The 23,088-nt window shown below is 64.6% G+C and carries 25 protein-coding genes; 12 read left to right on the top strand and 13 right to left on the bottom strand.

The window, feature by feature from the left end; all coding sequences use genetic code 11:
- On the bottom strand, positions 1 to 210 hold the full coding sequence (locus NKI49_RS14630) for a SlyX family protein (RefSeq protein ID WP_352602207.1): 210 nt from the start codon (positions 208 to 210) through the stop codon (positions 1 to 3).
- A gap of 199 nt (positions 211 to 409) precedes the next feature.
- Here NKI49_RS14630 and NKI49_RS14635 point away from each other — a divergent pair, with 199 nt between their 5' ends.
- The 6 genes from NKI49_RS14635 to deoA all read left to right on the top strand — a co-directional run bounded on the left by NKI49_RS14635 (position 410) and on the right by deoA (position 6,677).
- Positions 410 to 1,942: an ABC transporter ATP-binding protein gene (locus tag NKI49_RS14635; RefSeq protein ID WP_352602209.1), complete on the top strand. Its 1,533-nt coding sequence runs from the start codon at positions 410 to 412 to the stop codon at positions 1,940 to 1,942.
- Positions 1,939 to 3,078, top strand: coding sequence for an ABC transporter permease (locus NKI49_RS14640; RefSeq protein ID WP_352602211.1), 1,140 nt, complete (start codon positions 1,939 to 1,941; stop codon positions 3,076 to 3,078). Before NKI49_RS14635 ends, NKI49_RS14640 begins: the two co-directional genes overlap by 4 nt.
- A gap of 1 nt (position 3,079) precedes the next feature.
- On the top strand, positions 3,080 to 4,051 hold the full coding sequence (locus NKI49_RS14645; protein ID WP_352602213.1) for an ABC transporter permease: 972 nt from the start codon (positions 3,080 to 3,082) through the stop codon (positions 4,049 to 4,051).
- A 73-nt stretch (positions 4,052 to 4,124) separates the two neighbouring features.
- Positions 4,125 to 4,517, top strand: coding sequence for a cytidine deaminase (cdd, locus tag NKI49_RS14650; RefSeq protein WP_352602215.1), 393 nt, complete (start codon positions 4,125 to 4,127; stop codon positions 4,515 to 4,517).
- Between the two features lie 31 nt (positions 4,518 to 4,548).
- A complete protein-coding gene (locus NKI49_RS14655) occupies positions 4,549 to 5,358 on the top strand; it encodes a purine-nucleoside phosphorylase (protein WP_352602217.1) in 810 nt (269 codons plus the stop codon).
- Complete coding sequence (gene deoA / locus NKI49_RS14660) at positions 5,358 to 6,677, top strand: thymidine phosphorylase (protein WP_352602219.1); 1,320 nt, start codon at positions 5,358 to 5,360, stop codon at positions 6,675 to 6,677. The genes NKI49_RS14655 and deoA overlap by 1 nt, the downstream gene beginning before the upstream one ends.
- 6 nt (positions 6,678 to 6,683) lie before the next feature.
- Here the strand turns inward: deoA and NKI49_RS14665 are convergent, their stop codons facing one another.
- The 3 genes from NKI49_RS14665 to NKI49_RS14675 form a co-directional block, all read right to left on the bottom strand.
- Positions 6,684 to 7,247, bottom strand: a complete 564-nt coding sequence (locus tag NKI49_RS14665) for a TIGR02281 family clan AA aspartic protease (protein WP_352602220.1) — start codon at positions 7,245 to 7,247, stop codon at positions 6,684 to 6,686.
- 96 nt (positions 7,248 to 7,343) lie between these two features.
- A complete protein-coding gene (upp, locus tag NKI49_RS14670; RefSeq protein WP_352602221.1) occupies positions 7,344 to 7,973 on the bottom strand; it encodes a uracil phosphoribosyltransferase in 630 nt (209 codons plus the stop codon).
- Between the two features lie 113 nt (positions 7,974 to 8,086).
- Positions 8,087 to 9,061 (bottom strand): adenosine deaminase, encoded by a 975-nt coding sequence (locus NKI49_RS14675; protein ID WP_352602224.1) that lies wholly within the window; start codon positions 9,059 to 9,061, stop codon positions 8,087 to 8,089.
- A 134-nt stretch (positions 9,062 to 9,195) separates the two neighbouring features.
- On the opposite strand from NKI49_RS14675, the gene ubiE reads away from it, so the two are divergent.
- From ubiE to coaBC, 3 genes are all read left to right on the top strand, one after another.
- Entirely contained in the window at positions 9,196 to 9,972 is a 777-nt protein-coding gene (ubiE, locus tag NKI49_RS14680; RefSeq protein WP_352602226.1) for a bifunctional demethylmenaquinone methyltransferase/2-methoxy-6-polyprenyl-1,4-benzoquinol methylase UbiE, read from the top strand.
- A gap of 70 nt (positions 9,973 to 10,042) precedes the next feature.
- Positions 10,043 to 11,617 carry a 2-polyprenylphenol 6-hydroxylase gene (gene ubiB / locus NKI49_RS14685; RefSeq protein WP_352602228.1) on the top strand — a complete coding sequence of 525 codons (1,575 nt, stop codon included), beginning with the start codon at positions 10,043 to 10,045 and terminating at the stop codon, positions 11,615 to 11,617.
- A gap of 93 nt (positions 11,618 to 11,710) precedes the next feature.
- Positions 11,711 to 13,183, top strand: coding sequence for a bifunctional phosphopantothenoylcysteine decarboxylase/phosphopantothenate--cysteine ligase CoaBC (coaBC, locus tag NKI49_RS14690; RefSeq protein ID WP_352602230.1), 1,473 nt, complete (start codon positions 11,711 to 11,713; stop codon positions 13,181 to 13,183).
- 109 nt (positions 13,184 to 13,292) lie between these two features.
- Here the strand turns inward: coaBC and NKI49_RS14695 are convergent, their stop codons facing one another.
- Positions 13,293 to 13,868, bottom strand: a complete 576-nt coding sequence (locus tag NKI49_RS14695) for an invasion associated locus B family protein (RefSeq protein ID WP_352602232.1) — start codon at positions 13,866 to 13,868, stop codon at positions 13,293 to 13,295.
- 100 nt (positions 13,869 to 13,968) lie between these two features.
- Positions 13,969 to 14,136, bottom strand: coding sequence for a hypothetical protein (locus tag NKI49_RS14700; protein ID WP_352602234.1), 168 nt, complete (start codon positions 14,134 to 14,136; stop codon positions 13,969 to 13,971).
- Between the two features lie 58 nt (positions 14,137 to 14,194).
- Here NKI49_RS14700 and NKI49_RS14705 point away from each other — a divergent pair, with 58 nt between their 5' ends.
- Together NKI49_RS14705 and NKI49_RS14710 are read left to right on the top strand one after the other, a co-directional pair.
- Entirely contained in the window at positions 14,195 to 14,503 is a 309-nt protein-coding gene (locus NKI49_RS14705) for a hypothetical protein (protein WP_352602236.1), read from the top strand.
- Positions 14,504 to 14,629: 126 nt separating this feature from the next.
- On the top strand, positions 14,630 to 15,100 hold the full coding sequence (locus tag NKI49_RS14710) for an NUDIX hydrolase (protein ID WP_352602237.1): 471 nt from the start codon (positions 14,630 to 14,632) through the stop codon (positions 15,098 to 15,100).
- 15 nt (positions 15,101 to 15,115) lie between these two features.
- On the opposite strand, the gene NKI49_RS14715 is transcribed toward NKI49_RS14710, so the two are convergent.
- The 5 genes from NKI49_RS14715 to NKI49_RS14735 form a co-directional block, all read right to left on the bottom strand.
- Positions 15,116 to 15,967, bottom strand: a complete 852-nt coding sequence (locus tag NKI49_RS14715; protein WP_352602238.1) for a citryl-CoA lyase — start codon at positions 15,965 to 15,967, stop codon at positions 15,116 to 15,118.
- A complete protein-coding gene (locus tag NKI49_RS14720) occupies positions 15,964 to 17,148 on the bottom strand; it encodes a CaiB/BaiF CoA transferase family protein (protein ID WP_352602240.1) in 1,185 nt (394 codons plus the stop codon). Before NKI49_RS14720 ends, NKI49_RS14715 begins: the two co-directional genes overlap by 4 nt.
- Positions 17,149 to 17,163: 15 nt before the next feature.
- Complete coding sequence (locus NKI49_RS14725; protein WP_352602242.1) at positions 17,164 to 18,687, bottom strand: tripartite tricarboxylate transporter permease; 1,524 nt, start codon at positions 18,685 to 18,687, stop codon at positions 17,164 to 17,166.
- A 4-nt stretch (positions 18,688 to 18,691) separates the two neighbouring features.
- A complete protein-coding gene (locus NKI49_RS14730; RefSeq protein ID WP_352602244.1) occupies positions 18,692 to 19,228 on the bottom strand; it encodes a tripartite tricarboxylate transporter TctB family protein in 537 nt (178 codons plus the stop codon).
- A gap of 124 nt (positions 19,229 to 19,352) precedes the next feature.
- Positions 19,353 to 20,330: a Bug family tripartite tricarboxylate transporter substrate binding protein gene (locus tag NKI49_RS14735; RefSeq protein WP_352602246.1), complete on the bottom strand. Its 978-nt coding sequence runs from the start codon at positions 20,328 to 20,330 to the stop codon at positions 19,353 to 19,355.
- Positions 20,331 to 20,589: 259 nt separating this feature from the next.
- Here NKI49_RS14735 and NKI49_RS14740 point away from each other — a divergent pair, with 259 nt between their 5' ends.
- A complete protein-coding gene (locus NKI49_RS14740; protein ID WP_352602248.1) occupies positions 20,590 to 21,354 on the top strand; it encodes an IclR family transcriptional regulator in 765 nt (254 codons plus the stop codon).
- 27 nt (positions 21,355 to 21,381) lie between these two features.
- Here NKI49_RS14740 and NKI49_RS14745 read toward each other — a convergent pair whose 3' ends face one another.
- Together NKI49_RS14745 and NKI49_RS14750 are read right to left on the bottom strand one after the other, a co-directional pair.
- Positions 21,382 to 22,482, bottom strand: a complete 1,101-nt coding sequence (locus NKI49_RS14745) for an OmpA family protein (protein WP_352602249.1) — start codon at positions 22,480 to 22,482, stop codon at positions 21,382 to 21,384.
- Between the two features lie 63 nt (positions 22,483 to 22,545).
- The gene (locus tag NKI49_RS14750) at positions 22,546 to 23,079 is read right to left on the bottom strand and encodes a GNAT family N-acetyltransferase (protein WP_352602250.1); all 534 of its coding nucleotides are present in this window, start codon (positions 23,077 to 23,079) and stop codon (positions 22,546 to 22,548) included.
- Between the last annotated feature and the right edge of the window lie 9 nt (positions 23,080 to 23,088).

A 23,088-nucleotide genomic window follows, 5' to 3' on the forward strand; every position in this document is an offset into this window, starting at 1 on the left:
TCACCAGTGCGGCGGCTTGGTCACGGGAACGTCGGGGCCGGCCTGCTCCTCCAGCGCCAAGAATCGGTCGGCCAGCGCGTCGAGCTTGCGCTGCATGCGCTCGATCACCTTCCACTGTTCGGCGATCTGGCCTGACAGTTCCTCGATCGTCTTTTCCTGTTCGGCGGCGCGGATTTCCAGCGTCGTCAGCCGGTCGTCGGGCATGCTCATTCAGATCCCTGATGTTGCATCGTGATGCGAATTTCGATTTTTCCATATTAGCGAATGTGAAGGCTCCAGCCACCTTCGAATTTGACAAGCGCACCGGGATTTGTCGACAGTGAACGCTGCTCCGGCCAATTGGCACGGGCGGAGCGTCATGCTAGGCGTTTTGACCAAGCGATAAAAAATAAGAGTGGGACCAGGCTGCATGGCGCAAGCCGCAATCGAGCTGATCGGCATCAACAAGAGTTTTGGCGCGGTGCGCGCCAACCGGGACATCAATCTGGAGATCGCGCGCGGCACGATCCACGGCATCGTCGGCGAGAACGGTGCCGGCAAGTCGACGCTGATGTCGATCCTCTACGGCTTCTATCAGGCCGACAGCGGCGAGATTCGCGTCGGCGGCAAGCCGGCATCGATCAACACGCCCAACGACGCAATCGCGCTCGGTATCGGCATGGTGCACCAGCATTTCATGCTGGTCGATAATTTCTCGGTGCTGGAGAACATCATCCTTGGCGCCGAAAGCGATGCGCTGCTGAAGAAGAGCATCGCCAAGGCGCGCTCCGAACTGGAGCGACTGGAGCGCGAATACGGGCTCGAGGTCGATCCCGATGCGATCGTCGAGGAACTGCCTGTCGGCCTCCAGCAGCGCGTCGAAATCCTCAAGGCCCTCTATCGCGGCGCCGAGATCCTGATCCTCGACGAGCCGACGGGCGTGCTCACGCCCGCCGAGGCCGACCATCTCTTCCGTATCCTCAAGCAGTTGAAGGAGCAGGGAAAGACAGTGGTGCTGATCACCCACAAGCTGCGCGAGATCATGGCCATCACCGACACGGTGTCGGTCATGCGCCAGGGCACGATGGTGGCGACCCGCGAGACCAGGAAGACAACCGTCGAGGAACTCGCCGAACTGATGGTCGGCCGGCGTGTGCTCCTGAGGGTCGAGAAGGGCGAGGCGGAAGCCGGCGCCGTCAAGCTCGCGGTCAAGAACCTGACGGTCAGGGATTCGCGCGGCGTCACCATGGTCGACGACATCTCCTTCGACCTGCGCGCCGGCGAGATCGTCGGCATCGCCGGCGTTGCCGGCAATGGGCAATCCGAACTGCTCGAGGCGATTTCCGGTATCAGGCATGCCGTCTCCGGCTCCGTGATGCTGGACGGCAAGCCGATCGACCTCACCGGCAAGGCCGACCCCGGCGAATTGCGCGACCGCGGGCTCGCCCATGTGCCGGAGGATCGCCACCATGTCGGGCTGGTCCTGGCCTTCGAGGAGAACGAGAATTCGATCCTCGGCTATCACGACGATCCCCGCTATTTGAAAGGGCCGTTCCTCAACATCGAGGCAATCATGGCCGATGCAAAGGACAAGATCGTCAAATACGACATCCGTCCCGGCAATCCGCGCCTGAAGACCGCCAATTTCTCCGGCGGCAACCAGCAGAAGATCGTGCTCGCACGCGAAATGGAACAAGACCCCGGCGTGCTGATCGTCGGCCAGCCGACGCGCGGCGTCGATGTCGGCGCCATCGAATTCATCCACAAGCGCCTGATCGCCATGCGCGACCAGGGCAAGGCCGTGCTGGTGGTCTCGGTCGAGCTCGACGAGATCCGTTCGCTCTCCGACCGCATCCTGGTGATGTTTGCCGGGCGCATCGTCGGCGAACGCGGCCCGGAGGCGACCGAGGGCGAGCTCGGCCTGCTGATGGCCGGCGTCGAGCACCAGGAGGCAGCACTTTGAGCACGCCCTACGCCAAACTGCCGGCCTGGGCCGATTACGGCCTGATCCCGCTGATCAACCTGTTCGTTGCCTTTGTCGTCGCCGGCTTCGTCGTTCTGCTGGTCGGCGAGAACCCGTTTCGCGCCGCCGTCATCCTGGTCCAAGGCGCCTTCGGCAAGGGAACCGGCATCGCCTTCACCCTCTTCTATGCCACCACATTCATATTCACCGGGCTTTCCGTGGCGGTGGCGGCGCATTGCGGCCTGTTTAACATCGGCACCGAAGGTCAGGCCTACATCGCCGGCCTCGGCATCGCCATCGTCTGCCTTGCCTTCGACAGCGTGCTGCCGTGGTGGCTGACATTTCCGCTGGCCATCGTCGCATCGGCGATCGTCGGCGCCTTCTGGGCGCTGATCCCCGCTTACCTGCAGGCCAGGCGCGGCTCGCACATCGTCATCACCACCATCATGTTCAACTTCATCGCCGCCTCGATCATGGTTTACCTGCTGGTAGGTCCATTGAAGCCGGCGGCATCGCAAGCCCCGCAGACGCGCAACTTCCTCGCCGGCGCGGAATTGCCGAAGCTCAACTGGATCATCGAGCTGTTCGGCGCCAAGATCCGTTCGGCGCCGCTCAACATCTCCTTCCTGCTCGCGCTGCTCATGGCCTACCTGGTCTGGCTGCTGATCTGGCGCACCAAGCTCGGCTACGAGATGCGCACCTATGGTCACAGCCCGAAGGCGGCGCGCTATGCCGGCATTTCTGAAACCCGCATCATCGTCACCGCCATGATGATCTCGGGCGCTCTGGCCGGCATGATGGCGCTCAATCCGGTGATGGGCGACCAGCACAATGTCGCGATCGACTTCGTCAGCGGCGCCGGCTTCGTCGGCATCGCCGTGGCGCTGATGGGCCGCCTGCACCCTGTCGGCATCGTGCTGGCGGCCATCCTGTTCGGCATGCTCTACCAGGGCGGCGCCGAACTCGCCTTCGAGATGCCGGCGATCAGCCGCGACATGATCGTCATCATCCAGGGGTTGGTGATCCTGTTCGCCGGGGCGCTCGAGCACATGTTCCGGCCTTACATCCAGGCGCTGTTCGCCTCGTTCAGTCCGCGATCGGTCGGCATGGAAGCGGTCAAGGGAAAAGGCGCCTGAGATGGACACTTTCAACGCCATCGTCCAGACACTGGACTCGACCATCCGCCTCTCGGTGCCACTGCTGCTCGCCTGTCTCGCCGGCCTCTATTCGGAGCGCGCCGGCATCTTCGACATCGGTCTCGAAGGCAAGATGCTGGTCGGTGCCTTCGCCGGTGCCGCGGCTGCGTCGGTCTTCCATTCGGCCTTTCTCGGATTGGGCATGGCCGTCCTGATTTCGGTCGCGTTTGCGATGATCCACGGCTTTGCCTCGATCACCCATCGCGGCAACCAGATCGTCTCCGGCGTCGCGATCAATTTCATCGCCGCCGGATCGACCATCATCCTCGGCCAGGCCTGGTTCCAGCAAGGCGGGCGCACGCCGGCGCTGCAACCGGGCGAACGGTTCGAGGCGATTGTCTGGCCCGCCGCCGACGCGGTCCGTGACGTGCCTTTTTTCGGGCCGATCTACTCGGAGCTTCTGTCGGGCCACTCGATACTGGTCTATCTCGCCTTCGCGATGGTGCCGTTTACCTGGTGGGTGCTGTTTCGCACGCGCTTCGGCCTCAGGCTGCGCGCCGTCGGCGAGAATCCGGCGGCCGTCGACACCGCCGGCATCTCGGTCGCCTGGCTGCGCTATCGCGCGCTGATCTGCACCGGCATCCTGACGGGCGTCGCCGGCGCCTATCTGTCGATGGTGCAGAATGGCGGCTTCGTGAAGGACATGACCGCCGGCAAGGGCTACATCGCGCTGGCGGCGCTGATCTTCGCCAAATGGAAACCGGTCAACGCCATGTTCGCTTGCCTGTTGTTCGGCTTCCTCGACGCGCTGTCGATCCGCCTGCAAGGCTCGCCGCTGCCCATCATCGGCAAAGTGCCGGTGCAGTTCATGCAGGCGCTGCCCTATATCCTCACCGTCATCCTGCTCGCCGGCTTCATCGGCAAGGCAATCCCGCCGCGCGCCGGCGGCGTGCCTTATGTCAAGGAACGCTAAACCGATCGCGCGAGCGACGATCCGCGGAAGCGAGCACCGGCTTTTGGACACGATCATCGGAGAGAACAACTGAATGTCGCATGATCTGTTCGAAGCCGCCAAGGCAGCGATGGCCAAGGCCTATGCGCCCTATTCGAAATTTCCGGTGGGCGCCGCATTGCGCACCGAGGACGGTCGCGTCTTCACCGGCGCCAACATCGAGGTGGCCTCCTATCCGGAAGGCTGGTGCGCCGAGACCACGGCACTCGGCCATTACATCATGGGCGGCGGCGGCAAGATCGTCGAAATCGCCGTCATCGCCGAGCGCATGGCCAAATGCTCGCCTTGCGGCGGCTGCCGCCAGCGGCTCGCCGAATTCTGCCGGCCGGAAACAAGGCTCTATCTCTGCGACAATGCCGGCGTGGCCGAAACCGTGACCATGGGCGACATGCTGCCCTACGGCTTTCGCGGCGACATTTTGAAATGACGAGTTGGTTGAAAATGAAGAGTTGGCCGCAATGACGGAAAAGGCGCTGGACCATCTTATCGAGAGGCTGGACGGTCTCGCGCCGTCGACCGCGCTGGTGCTGGGTTCGGGCCTCGGCGGTCTTGTCGACCGGATCGAGGACCCGATCCGCGTCTCCTATGCCGACCTGCCCGGTTTTCCCAGGAGCGGCGTCAGCGGCCATGCCGGCGAAGTGGTGGCCGGACTGTTTGCCGGCACGCCGGTGCTGATGCTCTCCGGTCGCGCCCATTACTATGAACATGGCAACGCGGCCGCGATGCGGCCGGTGCTGGAAGTGCTTGCCGGCATCGGCATCACGAAACTGATCCTCACCAATGCCGCCGGCTCCGTCGATCCGGAAATGGGCCCGGGCTCGGTGATGCTGATATCGGACCACATCAATTTCTCGGGGACCAACCCGCTGATCGGCGAGCCGAGCGACAGCCGCTTCGTCGGCTTGACCGAAGCCTATGATGCCGGCATCCGCAAAGCGATCGAACGCGCGGCGACGGCGACCGGCACTACATTGCACCAGGGCGTCTACATGTGGTTTTCCGGCCCCTGCTTCGAGACGCCGGCCGAGATCCGCATGGCGCGCATCATGGGCGCCAATGCCGTCGGCATGTCGACCGTGCCGGAGGTCATCCTTGCCCGCTTCCTTGGCCTGCGCGTCGCCGCCTGCTCGGTCATCACCAATCTGGCGGCAGGGATGACCGGAGCGGAGCTTTCGCACCAGGAGACCAAGGATATGGCGCCGGTCGGCGGAGCGCGCCTGGCAACGGTGCTGCAGCGCGTGTTCCGCGACGGGCTGCTGGAGAGCTGATGCTTCCGCAGGAGATCATCCGCCACAAGCGCGACGGCCAGAGGCTGCCGGCTCATGAAATCGCCGCCTTCATCGACGGCGTGACGTCGGGCGCCGTCACCGACGGCCAGGTCGCGGCTTTCGCCATGGCGGTGTTCTTCAACGGCATGAGCCGCGACGAAGCGGTGGCGCTGACGCTGGCCATGCGCGATTCCGGCGACGTGCTCGACTGGTCGGACCTGCCGGGCCCGGTCACCGATAAGCATTCGACGGGCGGCGTCGGGGACAATGTCTCACTGATGCTGGCGCCGATCGTCGCCGCCTGCGGCGCCTATGTGCCGATGATATCGGGCCGCGGCCTCGGCCACACCGGCGGCACGCTGGACAAGATGGACGCGATCCCCGGCTATGCCAGCCAGCCCGACATCGCGCTGTTCCGCAAGGCGGTGCTGGAGACCGGTTGCGCGATCATCGGCCAGACCGCCGACCTCGCGCCGGCCGACCGCAGGCTCTACGCCATCCGCGACGTCACCGGCACGGTCGAATCGGTGCCGCTGATCACCGCGTCGATCCTGTCGAAGAAGCTGGCCGCCGGCCTGCATTCACTGGTACTCGACGTCAAGGTCGGCAATGGCGCGTTCATGGAGAAATCGCGTGACGCGACCGCGCTTGCCAACAGCCTGGTCGAAATCGCCAATGGCGCCGGCCTGAAGGCCTCGGCGTTGATCACCGGCATGAACGAGCCGCTGGCGTCGGCCGCCGGCAACGCCGTCGAGGTGCGCAACGCCGTCGATTTCCTCACCGGCCGTCTTCGCGACCGGCGGCTGGAGGACGTGACCCTGGCGCTTGCCGCCGAAATGCTGCAGGCGGCCGGGCTGGTATCGTCCAACCAGGACGGCATGCGCCGCGCCACGGAGACGCTTGCCAGCGGCCGCGCCGCCGCCACTTTCGCGCGCATGGTGGCCGTGCTCGGCGGGCCAGCCGATTTCGTCGAGAAGCCGGAAAAATACCTGCCGAAGGCGCCAACGGAATTCGCGGTCGAGGCGACGGCAAACGGCTTCGTCACCGGCATCGCGACCCGCGACATCGGCTTGGCGGTGGTTGGCCTGGGCGGCGGGCGCACCCGGCCGGAGGACAAGATCGACCTCGCTGTCGGCATCACCGACTTGCAGCCCATCGGTGCCGAGACAAGGGCTGGCGAGCCGCTGGCACTGATCCACGCCCGCACCCAGTCCGATGCCGAGGCGGCGGCCGCCGCCGTGCGTTCGGCCTATGCGATCGGCGCTTCGAAGCCGGCCGCCGATAAAAGCGTCATCCGGCGGATCCTGCCGCGCGGCTGAACAAGCTCACTGGACGAGCAGCAACGTGCCGCTTTCGGCCTGGTATTTGTCCAGCCGCTTGAGAAAGCTCATGCCGATCAGGTTGGTGCGCAGCGCCTTGTCGTTGAGCACCATGGCCTGCACGTCATCGACCGTGATGCTGCCGATCTGCAACCGGTCGATCATCACCACGGCGGCCTTGATCGTGCCGTTGGCCGTGCTGACCTCGTGGTTGAAATCGGAGGGGTTCAGCGACAGACCGGCCCTGCGTGCCGTCGACATGTTGATGGCAACCAGAGTGGCGCCGGTGTCGATCATGCCGTCGATCTGGCGGCCGTTCAGCTTGAAGGCCGACGTGAAGTGCCCGCGCGCGTCCGCCGCGACGATGACCTTGCGGCCGGCCGCCAGCGGCGCCACCGGTCTGTCGGGAGCCGCGGCCAGGGCGACCTCCGCTTGGGTCCCCGCCTCGGGCCTGGCCGCCACCGCCGATTTCAGCAGGCGTTCGACCAATTGCGGATTCGACTGGTAGACAACCGGGATCGCGGCCGATGTTCCGGCAAAGACGCCGAGGATGAGAAGCTTGCGCAGCATGAATCGGCCTTCGTGAAAGCCGATGCTTAACGCCGGGATGGTGTGTGCCGCTTTAACGCGCGCCGAAACCGCGCCATTGCGTAAACATTCGGTAAATCACTTCGTCCCGTACATGCGGTCGCCGGCGTCGCCAAGACCGGGCATGATGTAGCCCTTCTCGTTGAGCTGGCGGTCGATCGACGCCGTGAAGACGGGAACGTCCGGATGCGCCTTGGTGAAGCGCTCTATGCCTTCGGGCGCCGCCAGCAGGCACAGGAAACGGATGTTGGTGGCGCCGCGCTCTTTCAATTTGTCGATCGCCGCGATCGCCGAATTGGCGGTCGCCAGCATCGGATCGACGACGATCACCAATCGGTCGGCGAGGTCGCTCGGCGCCTTGAAGAAATACTCGATCGCCTCCAGCGTTTCATGATCGCGGTAGAGACCGACATGGGCGACGCGCGCCGCCGGCACCAGGTCGAGCAGGCCTTCCAGCAAGCCGTTGCCGGCACGCAGCACCGAGGCGAAGACCAGTTTCTTGCCCTCCAGCGTCGGCGCTTCCATGGTCTCCATCGGCGTTTCGATGGTCGTCGTCGTCAATTCGAGGTTGCGGGTGACCTCGTATCCAAGCAGCAGCGATATCTCGCGCAGCAGCCGCCGGAAGCCGGCAGTCGAGGTCTCCTTCTTGCGCATGATGGTCAGCTTGTGCTGGACAAGCGGATGGTCGACGACGGTGACGCCCTTCATGGTGTTCTCCTGATGCGTGTCGCCCGATACGCGCAAGCGCGACAGGCAGCTCGAAGGACCCTAGCGACTATGCGCCGGCCAAGGAACCGCTTGGCTTCACCGGACCACAGAAATCAGCGAGAGGCACCGCTCAGGCGGGCAAGAAGGGCCGTCTTGGTCTTCTTGTCGACGAAAGCGGCCTCGATAGCCGTTCGGGTGATGGCCGCTAACGCCTTTTCGCTCATCGAGAAATGCTCGGCGGCGATGTCGTATTCGCGCTTCAGCGAGGTCCAGAAATAGGGCGGGTCGTCGGAATTGAGCGTCACCTTGCAGCCTGCCGCTTGCAAGGCCGGAAACGGATGGTCGGCAAAACTGTCGAACACCTTGAGCGCGATGTTGGAGCCGGGGCAGCATTCCAGCACGACGCCCTCGTCGGCGATGCGACGGACAAGGTCGGGATTTTCGATGGCGCGCACGCCGTGGCCGATGCGCGAGGGACGGATGTGGTCGAGCGCCGCCTGGACGGTTTCCCAGCCGGTCAGCTCGCCGGCATGGACGGTGATGCCGAGCCCAGCCTCGCGGGCGATCTCGAAAGCCCTGACATAGTCCTCCATATCGCCTACGCGCTCGTCGCCGGCGACGCCGAAACCGGTGACCAGCGGATGGCCGCAACGCGCCGCGAAGCGGGCGGCCTGCTCGATCGACTCGACGCCGGCATGGCGTACGCCGGTGACGATCATGCGGCCCTCGATGCCGGTCTTGGCCTTGGCGCGCGCCATGCCTTCGCCGAGCGCGTCCGTATACGACTTGGGCGACAGGCCGGCCTTCTTGGCATGATCGGGCGAGGTGAAGATTTCGGAGTAGATGGCGCCGTCGCGGGCAAGGCTGGTCAGATAGTGGTCCGCCAGCCGCGCATAGTCCTCCTCCGTCCGGAACAGGTCGGAGGAAAAATCGTAAGCCGCTAGGAAGGAGGTGAAATCGTGCCAGACGAACGAGCCGTTCTGGATATAGGGCGAAGTGTCCTTGCCGTATTTCTGCGCCTGGCGGATGACGAGTTCGGGCGCCGCTGCCCCTTCGATGTGGCAGTGCAGTTCCGCTTTCAGTGGCATTCAAACATCCCGTCGGTCAGCCCAGGTCTTGAAAACCCACCACCTGGAAGCGCGGCCGAACACCGCGCCTTAAACAATAGCGCCCGCATCATCGATCGGCTATGGTCCCGCCGGTTTTATGACGGATCAAAAAAATGTCAGTTGAGAGAACCACGGCCGCTGGCGGCATGGAAACCTCCTATGGTTTCAAGCGTGTAGGGGAAGGCCGCAAGCAGTCCCTGGTCAACGACGTTTTCCACAAGGTCGCCAACCGCTACGACCTGATGAACGACCTGATGTCGGGCGGCCTGCACCGGCTGTGGAAGGATGCCATGGTCACCTGGCTCAATCCTCCCAAGCGGGCGGGCTGGCGCGTGCTCGACGTCGCGGGCGGCACTGGCGACATCGCCTTTCGCATCGTCGATGCGAGCCACGGCCAGGCCCATGCGACGGTGCTCGATATCAACGGTTCGATGCTCGCCGTCGGCCGCGATAGGGCGCAAAAGAAAGGCATGTCCGGCAACACCGATTTCGTCGAGGCCAATGCCGAGGAACTGCCTTTCGCGGATGCCACGTTCGACGCCTACACCATCGCTTTCGGCATCCGCAACGTGCCGCGCATCGATGTCGCGCTCAGCGAAGCGTACCGCGTGCTGAAACCGGGTGGACGGTTCCTGTGCCTGGAGTTTTCCGAAGTCGAGATGCCGTTGCTCGACAAGGTCTACGAAGCCTGGTCGTTCAAGGCCATTCCTAAGATCGGCAAGGCCGTCACCGGCGACGGCGAGCCCTATTCCTATCTGGTCGAATCGATCGCCAAATTCCCCAATCAGGCGAACTTTGCTTCCATGATCACCCGCGCGGGCTTCGACCGCGTTTCCTTCCGCAACTATTCCGGCGGCATCGCGGCACTGCATTCGGGCTGGAAGCTTTGAGGCCGGATCGCATTTCTCACAATCGATTTGCTCCGTGCCGGTTGAACAAACCGGCGGGATGGGCGCTGCCATGAGCACCGTCAGCGCTGGATTTCGGCTCATGCGTGCCGGCTGGGTGCTGGTCCGCGAAGGCGTCGTCGCCGCCTTGCCGGGCGAGGAATTGTCGGGCCTGCCAAGGCTTGGCTGGCGCTTGGCGCGGCTGTTCACCCGGCGCCGGGCGCTTGCCTACCAGCGCAGCGACCGGCTCGCCAAGGCGGTGGTCCGGCTCGGCCCGTCCTATGTCAAGCTCGGCCAGTTCCTGGCGACACGGCCCGACGTCGTCGGCAACGACATGGCGCTCGATCTCGCCATGCTGCAGGACAAGATGCACACCTTCCCCAAGGCCGAAGCCGTCATGGCGATCGAGGCTTCGCTTGGGCGCAGGGTAGGCGATCTCTACGTGCAGTTCGGCGATCCGGTCGCCGCGGCTTCGATCGCCCAGGTTCATGCCGCCGAAACCATCGATGGCGACGTTGCCCGCAAAGTAGCGGTCAAGGTCATCCGGCCGGGCGTGCGCCGCCGCTTCTTTCAGGACCTCGACAGCTACTTCCTTGCCGCCCGCCTGCAGGAGAAATACATCCCATCGTCGCGCCGGCTGCGACCGGTGGAGGTGACCGAGACGCTGGCGCAGACCACCAAGATCGAGATGGATCTGCGCCTCGAGGCGGCCGCGCTTTCGGAACTTGGCCAAAGCACCAGGGATGACCCCGGTTTCCGCGTTCCTTCCGTCGACTGGGAACGCACCGGCCGTGACGTGTTGACCATGGAATGGGTCGACGGCGTGAAGATGAACGATATTGCCGGGCTAGAAGCCGCCGGCCACGATTTGAAGGCGATCGCCGCCAATCTCATCCAGTCGTTCCTGCGCCATACGCTGCGCGACGGCTTCTTCCATGCCGACATGCATCCGGGAAACCTGTTCGTCGAGGCCAACGGCACCATCGTCGCCGTCGATCTCGGTATTGCCGGCAGGCTCGGCAAGAAGGAGCGTCGTTTCCTCGCCGAAATCCTTTACGGCTTCATCATCCGCGATTATCTGCGCGTCGCCGAGGTGCATTTCGAGGCCGGCTACGTGCCGCGCCAGCACAATGTCGCGGCTTTCGCGCAGGCGATCCGCGCCATCGGCGAGCCGATCCACGGCCAGCCGGCCGAGACCATTTCGATGGCCAAGCTTCTGACGCTGCTGTTCGAGGTGACGGAACTGTTCGACATGGCGACGCGGCCCGAACTGATCCTGCTGCAGAAGACCATGGTGGTGGTCGAGGGCGTGGCGCGCACGCTCGATCCGGCCTTCAACATGTGGAAGACCGCCGAACCGGTGGTCAGTGGCTGGATTGCCGGAAATCTTGGGCCGAGCGGCTTGCTGGCCGACGCGCGCGACGGCGGCAAGGCGATGCTGGCACTGATCCGCCAGGTGCCCGAGCTTGCGGTCCGCACCGAGCGGCTGTCCCGAGAGATCGACCTGATGGCCGAGCATGGCCTGCGCTTCGATGAGGCGACCGCGCGGGCCATCGGCATGGCCGAAGCGCGCTATAGCCGCTCCGGCCGCGTGGCGCTATGGGTGATCGCGCTGACGCTGATCTACATCGCCTGGAAGATCCTCTAGGCCCAAAGGCATCGCCGCGCGGTCCCGTGACTTGCGGCGGTTTGATTGCATTGCTATCATTGTCATCGGATTAGGTCGGCAGAGTGCAATCACATGGCAAGCATCACGATCCGTAACCTCGACGATGAGGTCAAGGAGTTGCTGCGCCGACTGGCGGCGGAAAACGACCGCTCCATGGAAGAGCAGGCAAGAGTGATGATCCGGGCCGCCGTCGATGGCCAGGTCGGCCCGGCCGGCCGCCTCGATCAGATCGAGAAGACCCTGAGCGAACTGGCCAAATCGCAAGGTGCGGCAGTCTCGACCGCCGTTCCGACAGGTAAGATATTTCTGCGAGGCACGCTTTCGGGCAAGCGCATCCTGCTCGTCATCGGCGGCGGCATCGCCGCCTACAAGGCCCTTGACCTCATTCGCCGGCTGCGTGAGCGCGGTGCTGCCGTGCGGGTGGTGATGACGGCGGCCGCACGGGAATTCGTCACCACGCTGTCGGTGGGCGCGCTTTCCGCCGATCATGTCTTCACCGAACTGTTCGATCGCCAGGACGAGCACGATGTCGGCCACATCAGGCTGTCGCGCGAGGCCGATCTTCTGGTCGTGGCTCCCGCCACCGCCGATCTGATGGCCAAGCTCGCCAACGGCTATGCGAACGATCTTGCCTCCACCGTGCTCCTCGCCACCGACAAGCCCGTGCTGATGGCGCCGGCCATGAACCCCCGGATGTGGGCGCATCCGGCGACGCGCCGCAACCGGGCGACGCTGGGCAAGGACGGTATCAGCTTCGTCGGCCCGGCCCGCGGCGAGATGGCTGAGAGCAATGAGACGGGCGAAGGCCGCATGGCCGAACCGCTGGAGATCGTCGCCGCCGTCGAGGCACTGCTCGATGCCGGCCCCAGGCCATTATCCGGGCGCAAGATCATCGTCACCTCCGGCCCGACGCACGAACCGATCGATCCCGTGCGCTACATCGCCAACCGCTCGTCCGGCAAGCAGGGCCATGCCATTGCGGCGGCCCTAGCCCGGCTCGGCGCCGATGTGCGCCTCGTCTCCGGCCCGGTCGGCATCGCCGATCCCGCCGGCGTAAAGACAATCCATGTCGAACGGGCGCAGGAGATGCGCGACGCGGTCGAACAGCTCCTGCCGGCCGACGCGGCGGTGTTCGTCGCCGCCGTCGCCGATTGGCGAACCGAAAATTCGGCCGGCGAGAAGATCAAGAAAATGGCGGGCGAAGGACCGCCGGTGCTGCGCATGGTCGAAAATCCCGATATTCTCGCCGGGGTCGGCCATCACAGCCAGCGGCCCGGCCTGGTCGTCGGCTTCGCCGCCGAGACGCAGGACCTTTTGCGCAACGCCGAGGCCAAGCTCAGCAAGAAGGGCGCCGATCTGATCGTCGCCAACGACGTGTCGCGGACCAGCGGCATCGGCCACTCGGGCGTGATGGGCGGCGACCGCAACCGGGTACGGATCGTCTCCAAGGCCGGCGTCGAGGAATGGCCCGAGATGACCAAGGACGAGGTGGCGGCGCGGCTCGCCGCCGTGATCGCAGAACGGCTGAAGACGGTTGTCGTCTGAGACCCGCCGCCAGCGATCTCCTGCTGCTTGCAACACGTGCAATGCTTGACGCTTCAAGGCAGTCAGGCGATGCGTTTGAGACCCTCAGGCCCCGGACGACCTCAACGCGTCAATCGGCCAACAGCTCGGCCGTGCGGGCAAGCGCGCCGCCGAAGCCGTTGAGCGGAATGGAAAAGCTCACCTGCTGTCCCGTATCGGCCGCGAAGGCGTCGATCTTGAGCGTGGTGCCTGCCTTGAGCACGGGGGTGACATTGGCATCGAACGCCACCGGCACCAGGCAGCCGACCACCTGACAGGTGTTGAACGGCAGGTTGCCATCGAGCTTCTGGTCGTCGATGGTCAGGCTGACGCCCCTGGCGAGCGCCAGGCCGAACGGCAAAGCGAGCGTGCCGGTCGCGTCCTCGCCGGTCTTGCTCGACAGCTCGATCGCCAGCAGGCGCTGGTTGTTTTGCTTGTTGAACTGCTGATGCGACAGGCTGCATGCCTTGGTCGTGCCCGATATCTGGCAGTTGACCGTCCAGTCACCATGGGTTTCCGACAAGGCCGATGCGCCACCGGGCAACTGCGGGGCGTTGGCCGCGGGCGGCGCCGCCACCTTGTCGCTCTTGGTTTGCGCCGCTGCTGCCGGCAGGCCGGCGATGCAGGCAATGCCCAACATCGCCACGAAATGCGCGTAGTTCCTCATAAAGACCTCTCCCGCCCGGCTCCGCCTTGAGTCAGCTTGGAAGCTGGCGATGAAAGACGCGCTGATCGCATTCAGTTTGACCGTTTCCCCGAGGGCGCCACTAATATCCGGCGAATATGCCGGCGCCATCGACGCCATTGGGCTCAAGGCCGGCGCCGACCCGATAGAGCGGCGAATCGATCGCCTCCGTCAAGTGCAATGCCGGGTTGCCGGGCAAATTCTCCGCCGCCGCGAGGCCGTCGTCGATCTCGATCAAGGCTTCCGCCATGGCATGGCCGCGCAAACGCCCTATATATCGGGATAGTATTTTTGGCGGGAATGACCGAATGGCTGCGCGTCGACCATTGATGATTTTTGCACCGGCAGTGCTGGCTGCGGCGGTGCTGACGGGTTTGGGCCTTTCCGCTTCCGCGCAGGTGCTCAATCCATCCGCCAACGGCAACGCGCTTATTCAGCAGAACGACTTGCAGGCGCTGCAAAATCGCGTGCAGCGGCAGCAATTCCAGCAACAGCAACAGCAGTACCGTGCCCAGGACCGCGTAATCGTCCAGCAGCCGCCGCCGGTCGTGCCGCGGGTCAAGCCAAGCTGCCAGACGCAGATAATCGGCACCACCGCCGTTACCAATTGCCGCTGACAAACCTGCACTTTCCATTTATTAGCCGACTTATATGATCCGCACCCATGGGTGCCCTTGCGGCAGTTTTGGTTTTGCAACACTGCGCCGTCACGCTATGGGCAGTGCTTCGACTGGATTTCAGCTATGGCAGCGACCAAGAAAAAAGCTGTACGCAAGGCAAAGAAGGGGGAGAGGATCCGCCAGGTGGCGGCGATACCCTTTCGGCTGGACACCCACGGCGACATCGAGGTCATGCTGGTCACGTCGCGGACGACCAGGCGTTTCATCGTACCCAAGGGATGGCCGATGAAGGGCAAGAGCGGACGCAAGGCAGCCACGATCGAGGCGCGGGAGGAAGCCGGTGTGCTCGGCAAGACTCTGACGCAGCCGGCTGGCACCTATTCCTACTGGAAACGCCTGGCCAACCGCTTTGTCCGTGTCGATGTCATCGTTTATCTGCTTGAGGTGACCGAGGAACTGGCCGACTGGCAGGAAGCCAAACGGCGGCAGCGGGCCTGGTTGACGCCGGCCGACGCAGCGATGCTCATCGATGAACCCGATCTCTCGACCTTGGTGAAGACCTTGAAGTTTCCCGAACCCGCGCCGGTCGGCTGATTTAAGCTTAAGACCTCACCCGCCGCTATTTTCGCCTTCGGGAAGTGGCCGCGCCGGCGTGCCGCTATAGGCCCACAGCCATTCGCGGGGCAATGGGCCCTTGTTCCGATCGCTCTGCTGCGACTGTTCCCAGGCATGCGCCAGGATGCCGACGGAGCGCGACAGCACGAAAAGCCCGCGCGTCAGCGGCGGCGGAAAACCGAGCTCGCCATAGATGACGGCGGTGGCGCCATCGATGTTGAGCGGTATCTTCTTCCCCTTGCGCCGCGCGGCGTCCGCCTCGATCGCCTCGGCGATGTCGGCGAAACGTCCATTGACGACGCTGCGCGCGGCGAATTCGCGGGTCAGTTCCAGCAGGCGCGGCGCGCGCGGATCGACCGGATGGAAGCGGTGGCCGAGCCCCGGCACATAACCCTTCTCCTGCGCGAAGAACCGGTCGAGCCGCGCCGTGACCGCTTCATCCAGCCTCATACCGCCATCGAGCGCCACGGCGATGTCGCCGTAGAAAGAAAGCGCCTGTTCGCCGGCGCCCCCATGCACGTCGCCAAGCACGTTGATGGCCGACGCCATGGCGCTGTTGATGCCGACGCCGCAGGTGGCTGCCATGCGCGCGATGGCGATCGACGGCGCTTGCGGCCCATGGTCGACGGCGGCACCCAGCGCGATGCCGAGCAGCGCCGCCTGGTCCTCGGTCGGCAGTTCGCCACGCAGCATCAGCCAGATGACAGCCGGAAAGCTGACACGGCCGATCAGATCCTGGATTTCGTAGCCGCGCAGCCTGATGACGCCAGGGTGCATCTCGATGATATCGGTCCGCCACCATTCCTCGCCGCGCTCGCGGCCGGTTTTCTCGTCCGTCCTGCTCATGCTTTTGCCTTTGCCCTGGCGCGCGGCGGCAGGCCGGCGAACACCTCGTCCATATGCTCGCCCAGCGTCGGCGGCGGCAGCGTCGGCAAGGGCGCGGCACCATCGACCATGAAGCCGCCGCGCAAAACCGTCAGCGGCCTGTCCATGCCGGGCATATCCTCGAAACGTGCCGTTACTTGGCGTTCGAGCACTTGCGGTTCGGCCAACACTTGCGGGATCGTCAGCACCCTGCCCGCCGGCACGCCGGCACGATTGAACATGTCTTCCCAGACCGCCGCCGGGGCGCTCGCCAGGGCGTCCTCGATCTCGACCTTAAGCGCCGCTCGGTTGCGCTTGCGCGTCTCGCGCTCGGCAAACCGGGCATCTCCCGCCAGTTCCGGCCGCCCGATCAGCCGGCATAGCGTCACGAACTGTTCCTGCTTGTTGGCGGCGATGTTGAGCAAGCCGTCGCCGGTGCGAAAAGCGCCGGAAGGAGCCGCTGTCATGTTCTCATTGCCCATCGGCTGCGGATCGATACCCGCCGTCAGATAGTTGGAAACCGGCCAGCCAAGTGCGGACAGCGTGCATTCGAGCATCGAGACATCGAGGAAGGCACCCTCGCCGCTGGTCTTCTGCCGGACCAATGCCGCGGCGATGGCGAACGCCCCCACCAGTCCGCCCAGCGTGTCGGCGACGGGATAGCCGACGCGCAGCGGCGCCGTCTCCGGCGTGCCGGTGATGCTCATGACTCCCGAAAGACCCTGGATGATCTGGTCATAGGCGGGATTGCCGCGCATCGGCCCGGTCTGGCCGAAACCCGATATCGCGCAATAGACCAGGCCGGGACGGACCGCTTTCAGCGCCTCGTGGCCGAGGCCGAGCCGATCCATCACGCCGGGGCGGAAATTCTCCACCAGTGCATCGGCGCTGGCGACCAGATCGAGGAAGCGCTCGCGATCGGCTTCTTTCTTGAGGTCGAGCACGACAGATCGTTTTCCGGCGTTCTGCGCCAGGAACGAGGCGCCCATGCCGGCGCTGTTGAGCGTAGGCGAGCCGCCGAGCTGGCGCGCCAGGTCTCCGCCCTGCGGCGACTCGACCTTGATCACGTCGGCGCCGAGCAGCGCAAGCTGATAGGAGCAATAAGGTCCGGCCAGGACATTGGTCAGGTCGAGCACGCGGATACCGGAAAGCAATTCAGTCATGACATCTCAAATCGGTCAGGCATCGCCCGGCACATGCTCCGGTCCCCGCCGCCGGCGGTGCTCGATGAAGGCCCAGATATGCGGCCCGACCAGGCCGATGAAAGCGAGCGTCAGCAGCGTCAGCGACAGCGGATGCTTGTAGAACACCGACCAGTCGCCGTTCGAGATGGTCATCGCCCGGCGGAACTGGGTTTCGGCGAGCGGCCCCAGGATCATGCCGATGATGACGGGCGCGGTCGGGAAATCGAAGCGCCGCATCAGGAACCCTGCCGCACCCAGCAGATAGAGGATGACGAGATCGACCGGCGATTGCGAGATGCCGTAGGTGCCGACGGTGGCGAACACCAGGATGCCGGCATAGAGCTGCGGCGCCGGGATCTTCAACAGCCGCACCCACAGCCCGATCAGCGGCAGGTTGAGGATGACGAGGATGACATTGGCGATGAACAGGCTGGCGATCAGGCCCCAGACGAGATCGCCCTGCGTCGTCAGGAGCAGCGGCCCGGGGTTGATGCCGTAGCTCTGGAAGGCCGATAGCATGATCGCCGCCGTCGCCGAGGTCGGCAGGCCGAGCGTCAGCATCGGCACCAGCACGCCGGCGGCGGATGCGTTGTTGGCGGCCTCGGGGCCGGCGACGCCCTCGATGGCGCCGACCGTGCCGAACTCCTGCTTGTGCTTCGACAGCTTCTTTTCGATCGCATAGGATAGGAAGGTCGGGATCTCGGCACCGCCGGCCGGCATCGCGCCGATCGGAAAGCCGATCGCCGCACCTCGCAGCCAGGGTTTCCATGAGCGCCCCCACTCGGCCGCGGTCATGTAGAGCGAGCCCTTCAGCGGCACGATCTCGTCCTTGCCGGCGTAGCGGCGCGAAGCCATGTAGAGCGTTTCGCCGACGGCGAACAGGCCGACCGCGGCGATGATGACGTCGACGCCGTCGAGCAGTTCGGTCATGCCGAAGGTGAAGCGCGGCTGGCCGGTCTGCAGGTCGACCCCGATCATGCCGATGACGAAGCCGGCGAACAGGCTTGTGAGGCCGCGCACCGAGGACGAACCGAGCACCGCCGAAACGGTGATGAAGGCCAGCACCATCAGCGAGAAGTACTCGGCCGGGCCGAAGGCCAGCGCGAACTTGACCACGATAGGCGCCAGGAAGGCGACGCCCATCGTGCCGATGGTGCCGGCCACGAAGGAGCCGATCGCCGAAGTGGCCAGGGCCGCACCGCCCCGGCCCGACCGCGCCATCTTGTTGCCTTCCAGCGCGGTGACGATGGTGGCACTTTCGCCGGGTGTGTTGAGCAGGATCGACGTCGTCGAGCCGCCATACATGGCGCCGTAATAGATGCCGGCAAACAGGATGAAGGAAGCCTCCGGCGCAACCTGGTAGGTGATCGGCAGAAGCAGCGCGATGGTCAGCGCCGGCCCGAGCCCGGGCAGCACGCCGATGGCGGTGCCGAGCGTGGTGCCGAGCAGGCACCACAGGAGATTGACCGGCGTGAAGGCGACAGAGAACCCGTGCGCGAGATGACCAAGCGTTTCCATGCCGTCAGCCTCTCAACGCACCGATGATCGCATCGATCACCGTGTTCAGCTGGTTCTCGACGAAACCGGCGCCGATGTTGACGCCGAGCGCCCTGGCGAAGCCGAAATAGGCGGCCAGCGCCAGGATAAGGCCGGTGAGCGCGTCACGCAGCGTATGCCTGCTGCCGAAGCCGAAGCAGACGAGAACGAACATGATTACCGATGCCGCCGTGAAGCCGAGCGGCTGGATGAGCAGCAGGTTGGCGATCAGGCCGATAGCGACGAAGCCCATCGCCTTCCAGTCGGTCGGCGTCTCCTTTTCCTCCTCCGGTTGCCAGCCACCGCGAAGCGCCGCGACGATGAGCAACAGGGACAGAACCACCAGGCCGATCATGGTGAGATAGGGAAAGACGGTGGGGCCGACCTTGGAATAGAGCGGCGACACCGGAATTGCCAGCGTCTGCCAGGCCACCGCGGCGGCACAGGCCAGAAGCCCGATGCCGATCGACAATTCCGGCACCGCGAGACGCCACGGCGCCGCCTGCTGGTCGCTGCTGCTCATTGTTGTGCTCCCCAGGGTTGCCGGCCAACTGGCAGGGCTCGGCCCTCATACCGTCAACCGATGGCCGGTCCCGATGCAACCGGCGAGGTCCAGAAAAGGGGCGGCGAGCCGCCCCTGGGAGAAATCAGGCGAGCCCGAGGTCCTTCAGGATGGCTTCGATGCGGGCCGAATCCTCGGCGACGAATTTCACATAGTCGTCGCCGGTGAGCAGGATGGGTGTCCAGTTACGGTTTTTGCACTCGGTCGCCCAGGCATCGCTCTTGGCCATGTTCTCCACCAGCGCGATCATCGCCGCCCTGTCGGCGTCGGAAACGCCGGGGGGCGCGAAGACGCCGCGCCAGTTGAACAGTTCGACGTCGATGCCGGCTTCCTTCAGCGTCGGCGCGTCGATGCCTTCCTGGCGCTTATCGGCCGAGATGGCGAGCAGCCGTAGCGCACCCGCCTTGATCTGTTCGGAGAACTCGCCAAAGCCGGAGATGCCGGCCGCGACCTGGTTGCCGAGCAGCGCCGAGAGAGCCTCGCCGCCGCCGGCGAACGGGACGTAGGACAGATTGGTGGCCGGCACGCCGACCGTCTTGGCGATCAGGCCGAACAGGATATGGTCCGACCCGCCGGCCGAACCGCCGGCGACAGGAACCTTTGTCGGGTCGGCCTTGAGCGCGGCGATGAAATCGGCGGCCGTCTTGAATGGCGAAGCCGCCGGCACCACTAGCGCTTCGAACTCGCCGGTGAGGCGGGCGATCGGCGTGACCTGCGTCAAGTTGTTGGCGGCCTTATTGGCAATGATGGCGCCAACCATGACCATGCCTGCAACCATCAGCGCATTGCCCCTGCCGTTCCATTGATTGATGAATTGCGGCAGCCCGACCGTGCCGCCGGCGCCGCCGACATTGGTGATCTGCGAGCCGGAGATGAGCTTCTCGCTGCGCAGCACCTGGTCCATCGCGCGCGCCGTCTGGTCCCAGCCGCCGCCAGGTGCGGCCGGCACGAAGACTTGTATCTGCGGCGCGCTTTGGGCGAAGGCGGGGGTCAGGTGAGATGCCACCAGGCCGGCGGCGCCCGCGGCCGCGGTGCTCATCAAAAATCTGCGTCTGTTCAGCATGGGATTCCTCCAGATCACGACACCTCCTCCGGTGCCTGCCAAAACGCGCCTGAACCCAGACCCGCCGAAAAATCATGCAGGCTGTAACTTGTTCTGTCAACAGGAACGATATTCTGCTAGACAGAACAAACAGTGCGAAGCACAATTTCTTGACCGGCTGTTTGTGGGCTGGGAACCGCTATGCGCTCGAAGCCCGCATTGGGGCACACAACATGCCTAGGCGAAAGCGGCCGAAGGCTTCTCGGCGGAACGATACGAAATGAACGAAAGAGCAGCCATATCCGCATTTGCCGTCAAAACTGCGTCAGTTGAAGGGGTCGCTGCGCTTGATCGGGCGATTGCCATCCTCGATGCCTTCACCGCCGCTGACCGTTCGCTCAGCCTGGCTGAAATCGCGGCGCGCACCGGGCTCTACAAAAGCACGATCCTGCGGTTGGCAAAATCGCTGCTGCGCGGACAGCTGCTCGAGCGTCTGGATGACGGGCGTTACCGCGTCGGACCCGCGACTTTCCGGCTCGGTGCGCTCTATCAGCGCTCGGTCGTGGCGGTCGATATCCTGTTGCCGATCATGCGCGACCTCTCCGAGCGAAGCTGGGAGAGCGTCGCCTTCTATGTTCGCTCGGGCGACGTCCGCACCTGTCTTTATCGCGTCGAATCCAAGCACCCGATCCGCCACACGATACGCGAGGGCGATGTATTGCCTTTGCTGGCCGGCTCGGGTGGGCGCGTGCTTGCCGCGTTTTCCGGCCAGCAGGGCGAGCCCTACGAGACCATACGCAGGACCTGCACCTGTCTGGCTGTCGGCGACCGTGATCCCGAAACAGCTGGTGTATCGGCGCCGGTATTCGGTCCAGGGCGCGTCCTGCTCGGCGCGCTGACGCTGGCCGGCCCCGGCACGCGTGTCGACGCCGCCTTCCTCCAGCGCATGAGACGTCCGCTGCTCGAAGCCGCGGCCCGCGCCACCCGCGCCTTCGGCGAGGATGCCTCTATGCTCGAACAGGCAAGCCTCGCGGCGGTGTCGTAGAACGTGTCGCTGGTCTCGAAGGCTCGCTCAGTTCAGCTTGACCAACACCACCCGACGGTTCTTGGCACGGCCCGCCTCGTCGTCATTGCTGGCGACGGGCGCCATCATGCCGGCTCCGGCCGAGGTCAGCCGCGAACCGTCGATGCCGTATTTCGCGACGAGAGCTGCCTTGACCGCTTGCGCCCGCCGCGATGAAAGGTCGAGATTGTAATCGAAGGCACCCTGATTGTCGGTGTGGCCGACGACGATCACAGCCATGTCAGGCTGATTGGCCAACAGCGTCGAAATCTCCTTCAGCGTCGGTTCCGACTCCGCCTTGATGTCGGCCTTGTCGGTGTCGAAGAAGATGCCGTAAAGCGAGATGCTGCCGGTGGCGGACAGCGAATCAGCCATCTTGGCCGCCTCGACGACCACCATCTTCTTGTCGCGCGGCTTGGGTTCCAGCACCTGGACGACGGCGATGGTGCGGCCGTTGAGTTTCTTGCAGTAGAGATCGTCGGTCAGCGAGTAGGTCTGCACGGTGACATAGGCGTCACCCCCATCCTGCGGCACCTTGGCCGAGAAATAGCGCTGATCGTTGATGCCGGATGCCAGCGCGCAAGCGCCATTGGAAAAGGCCGCGTCCTTGAGATCGCTCTCGTGGAAGAAGTACATCGTCAGGCTCATATCGTTACCGCCGCCGCTCGACGAACGGTCGGCAGCGCCGCCGCATTCCTCCTTCTTGCATTCGAACAGGACCTCTCCGCCGGCCGCCTTGACCACATCCTGATAGTTGCGCAGCACCTCGAGCGGCGAGCGCTCAGCGGGAAGCACATAGGCGATGCGGGTAAGGGCGCCCTCCGCCTCGGCCTTCTTGTCCGGCGCGAAAACGCGATTGTTCATCGTGTCGCGTGCGTCCGGATCCGCACTCGGCTTCAAGGGCGACAATGGTACGCTGAAATCGGTGAAGGCAAGCTTTTGGTAAGAAACGATGAAGGAGCCTTCGTAGCGCTTGGCCAGTTGATTGTCGGCGGCGCCCTTGATGTCGGCGGACGGCACCGTAGCATCGGCCGCCGCAAGCCGCACCGCCAGCATGAGCACCAGCCCCGCCCAGAAAAATCCGATGATAGTCGTCTTGAATGCACGCATCGATCATCCCCTCGCTTGATGATCGATGCTAGCAGAACGGCTATGTCCAGTCGATGACGCCGCTCAGGGCCGCCGCTCCAGCAGGATTGTTGGGGCGTCGTGATAGGTGGTCCGTTCCACTTCCCGGTAGCCGCACTTCCCGGCAACGTTCAACGACGCCGTATTCTCCGGATCGATGATGCAGACCGTTTTCGCATGCCCGAACGTCTCGTCGCCCCATGCCAGGACACGGCCGACGACCTCGGTGGCGAGACCCGCGCCATGCACGGCAGGAGCGAGCGCCCACCCGGCCTCGGGAATACCTTCGATCGACGGCACCATATCCCGCTTCAGGTCGTGAAAACCGGCCTCGCCGACGAACCGGCCCGTCGCCTTCTCCTCGATCGCCCAGAAGCCGTAGCCGAGCAGCGACCACAGGCCGGCGTGACGCAGGAAGCGCATCCAGCTTTCTTCGCGCGTGCGCGGCTTGCCGCCAATGAAGCGGGTGACCGCCGGATCGGCCCACATGGCGGCATAGGCGCCGAAATCCTCGATCCGGTGCGCCCGCAGGATGGTTCGCCCCGTCTCGATGACCGGAACGCCGTGCCGATTGTCCATGGAATCTGC

Origin of the sequence: Mesorhizobium sp. M0587, from assembly GCF_040320945.1 — a bacterium.
Taxonomy (GTDB): Bacteria; Pseudomonadota; Alphaproteobacteria; order Rhizobiales; family Rhizobiaceae; genus Mesorhizobium.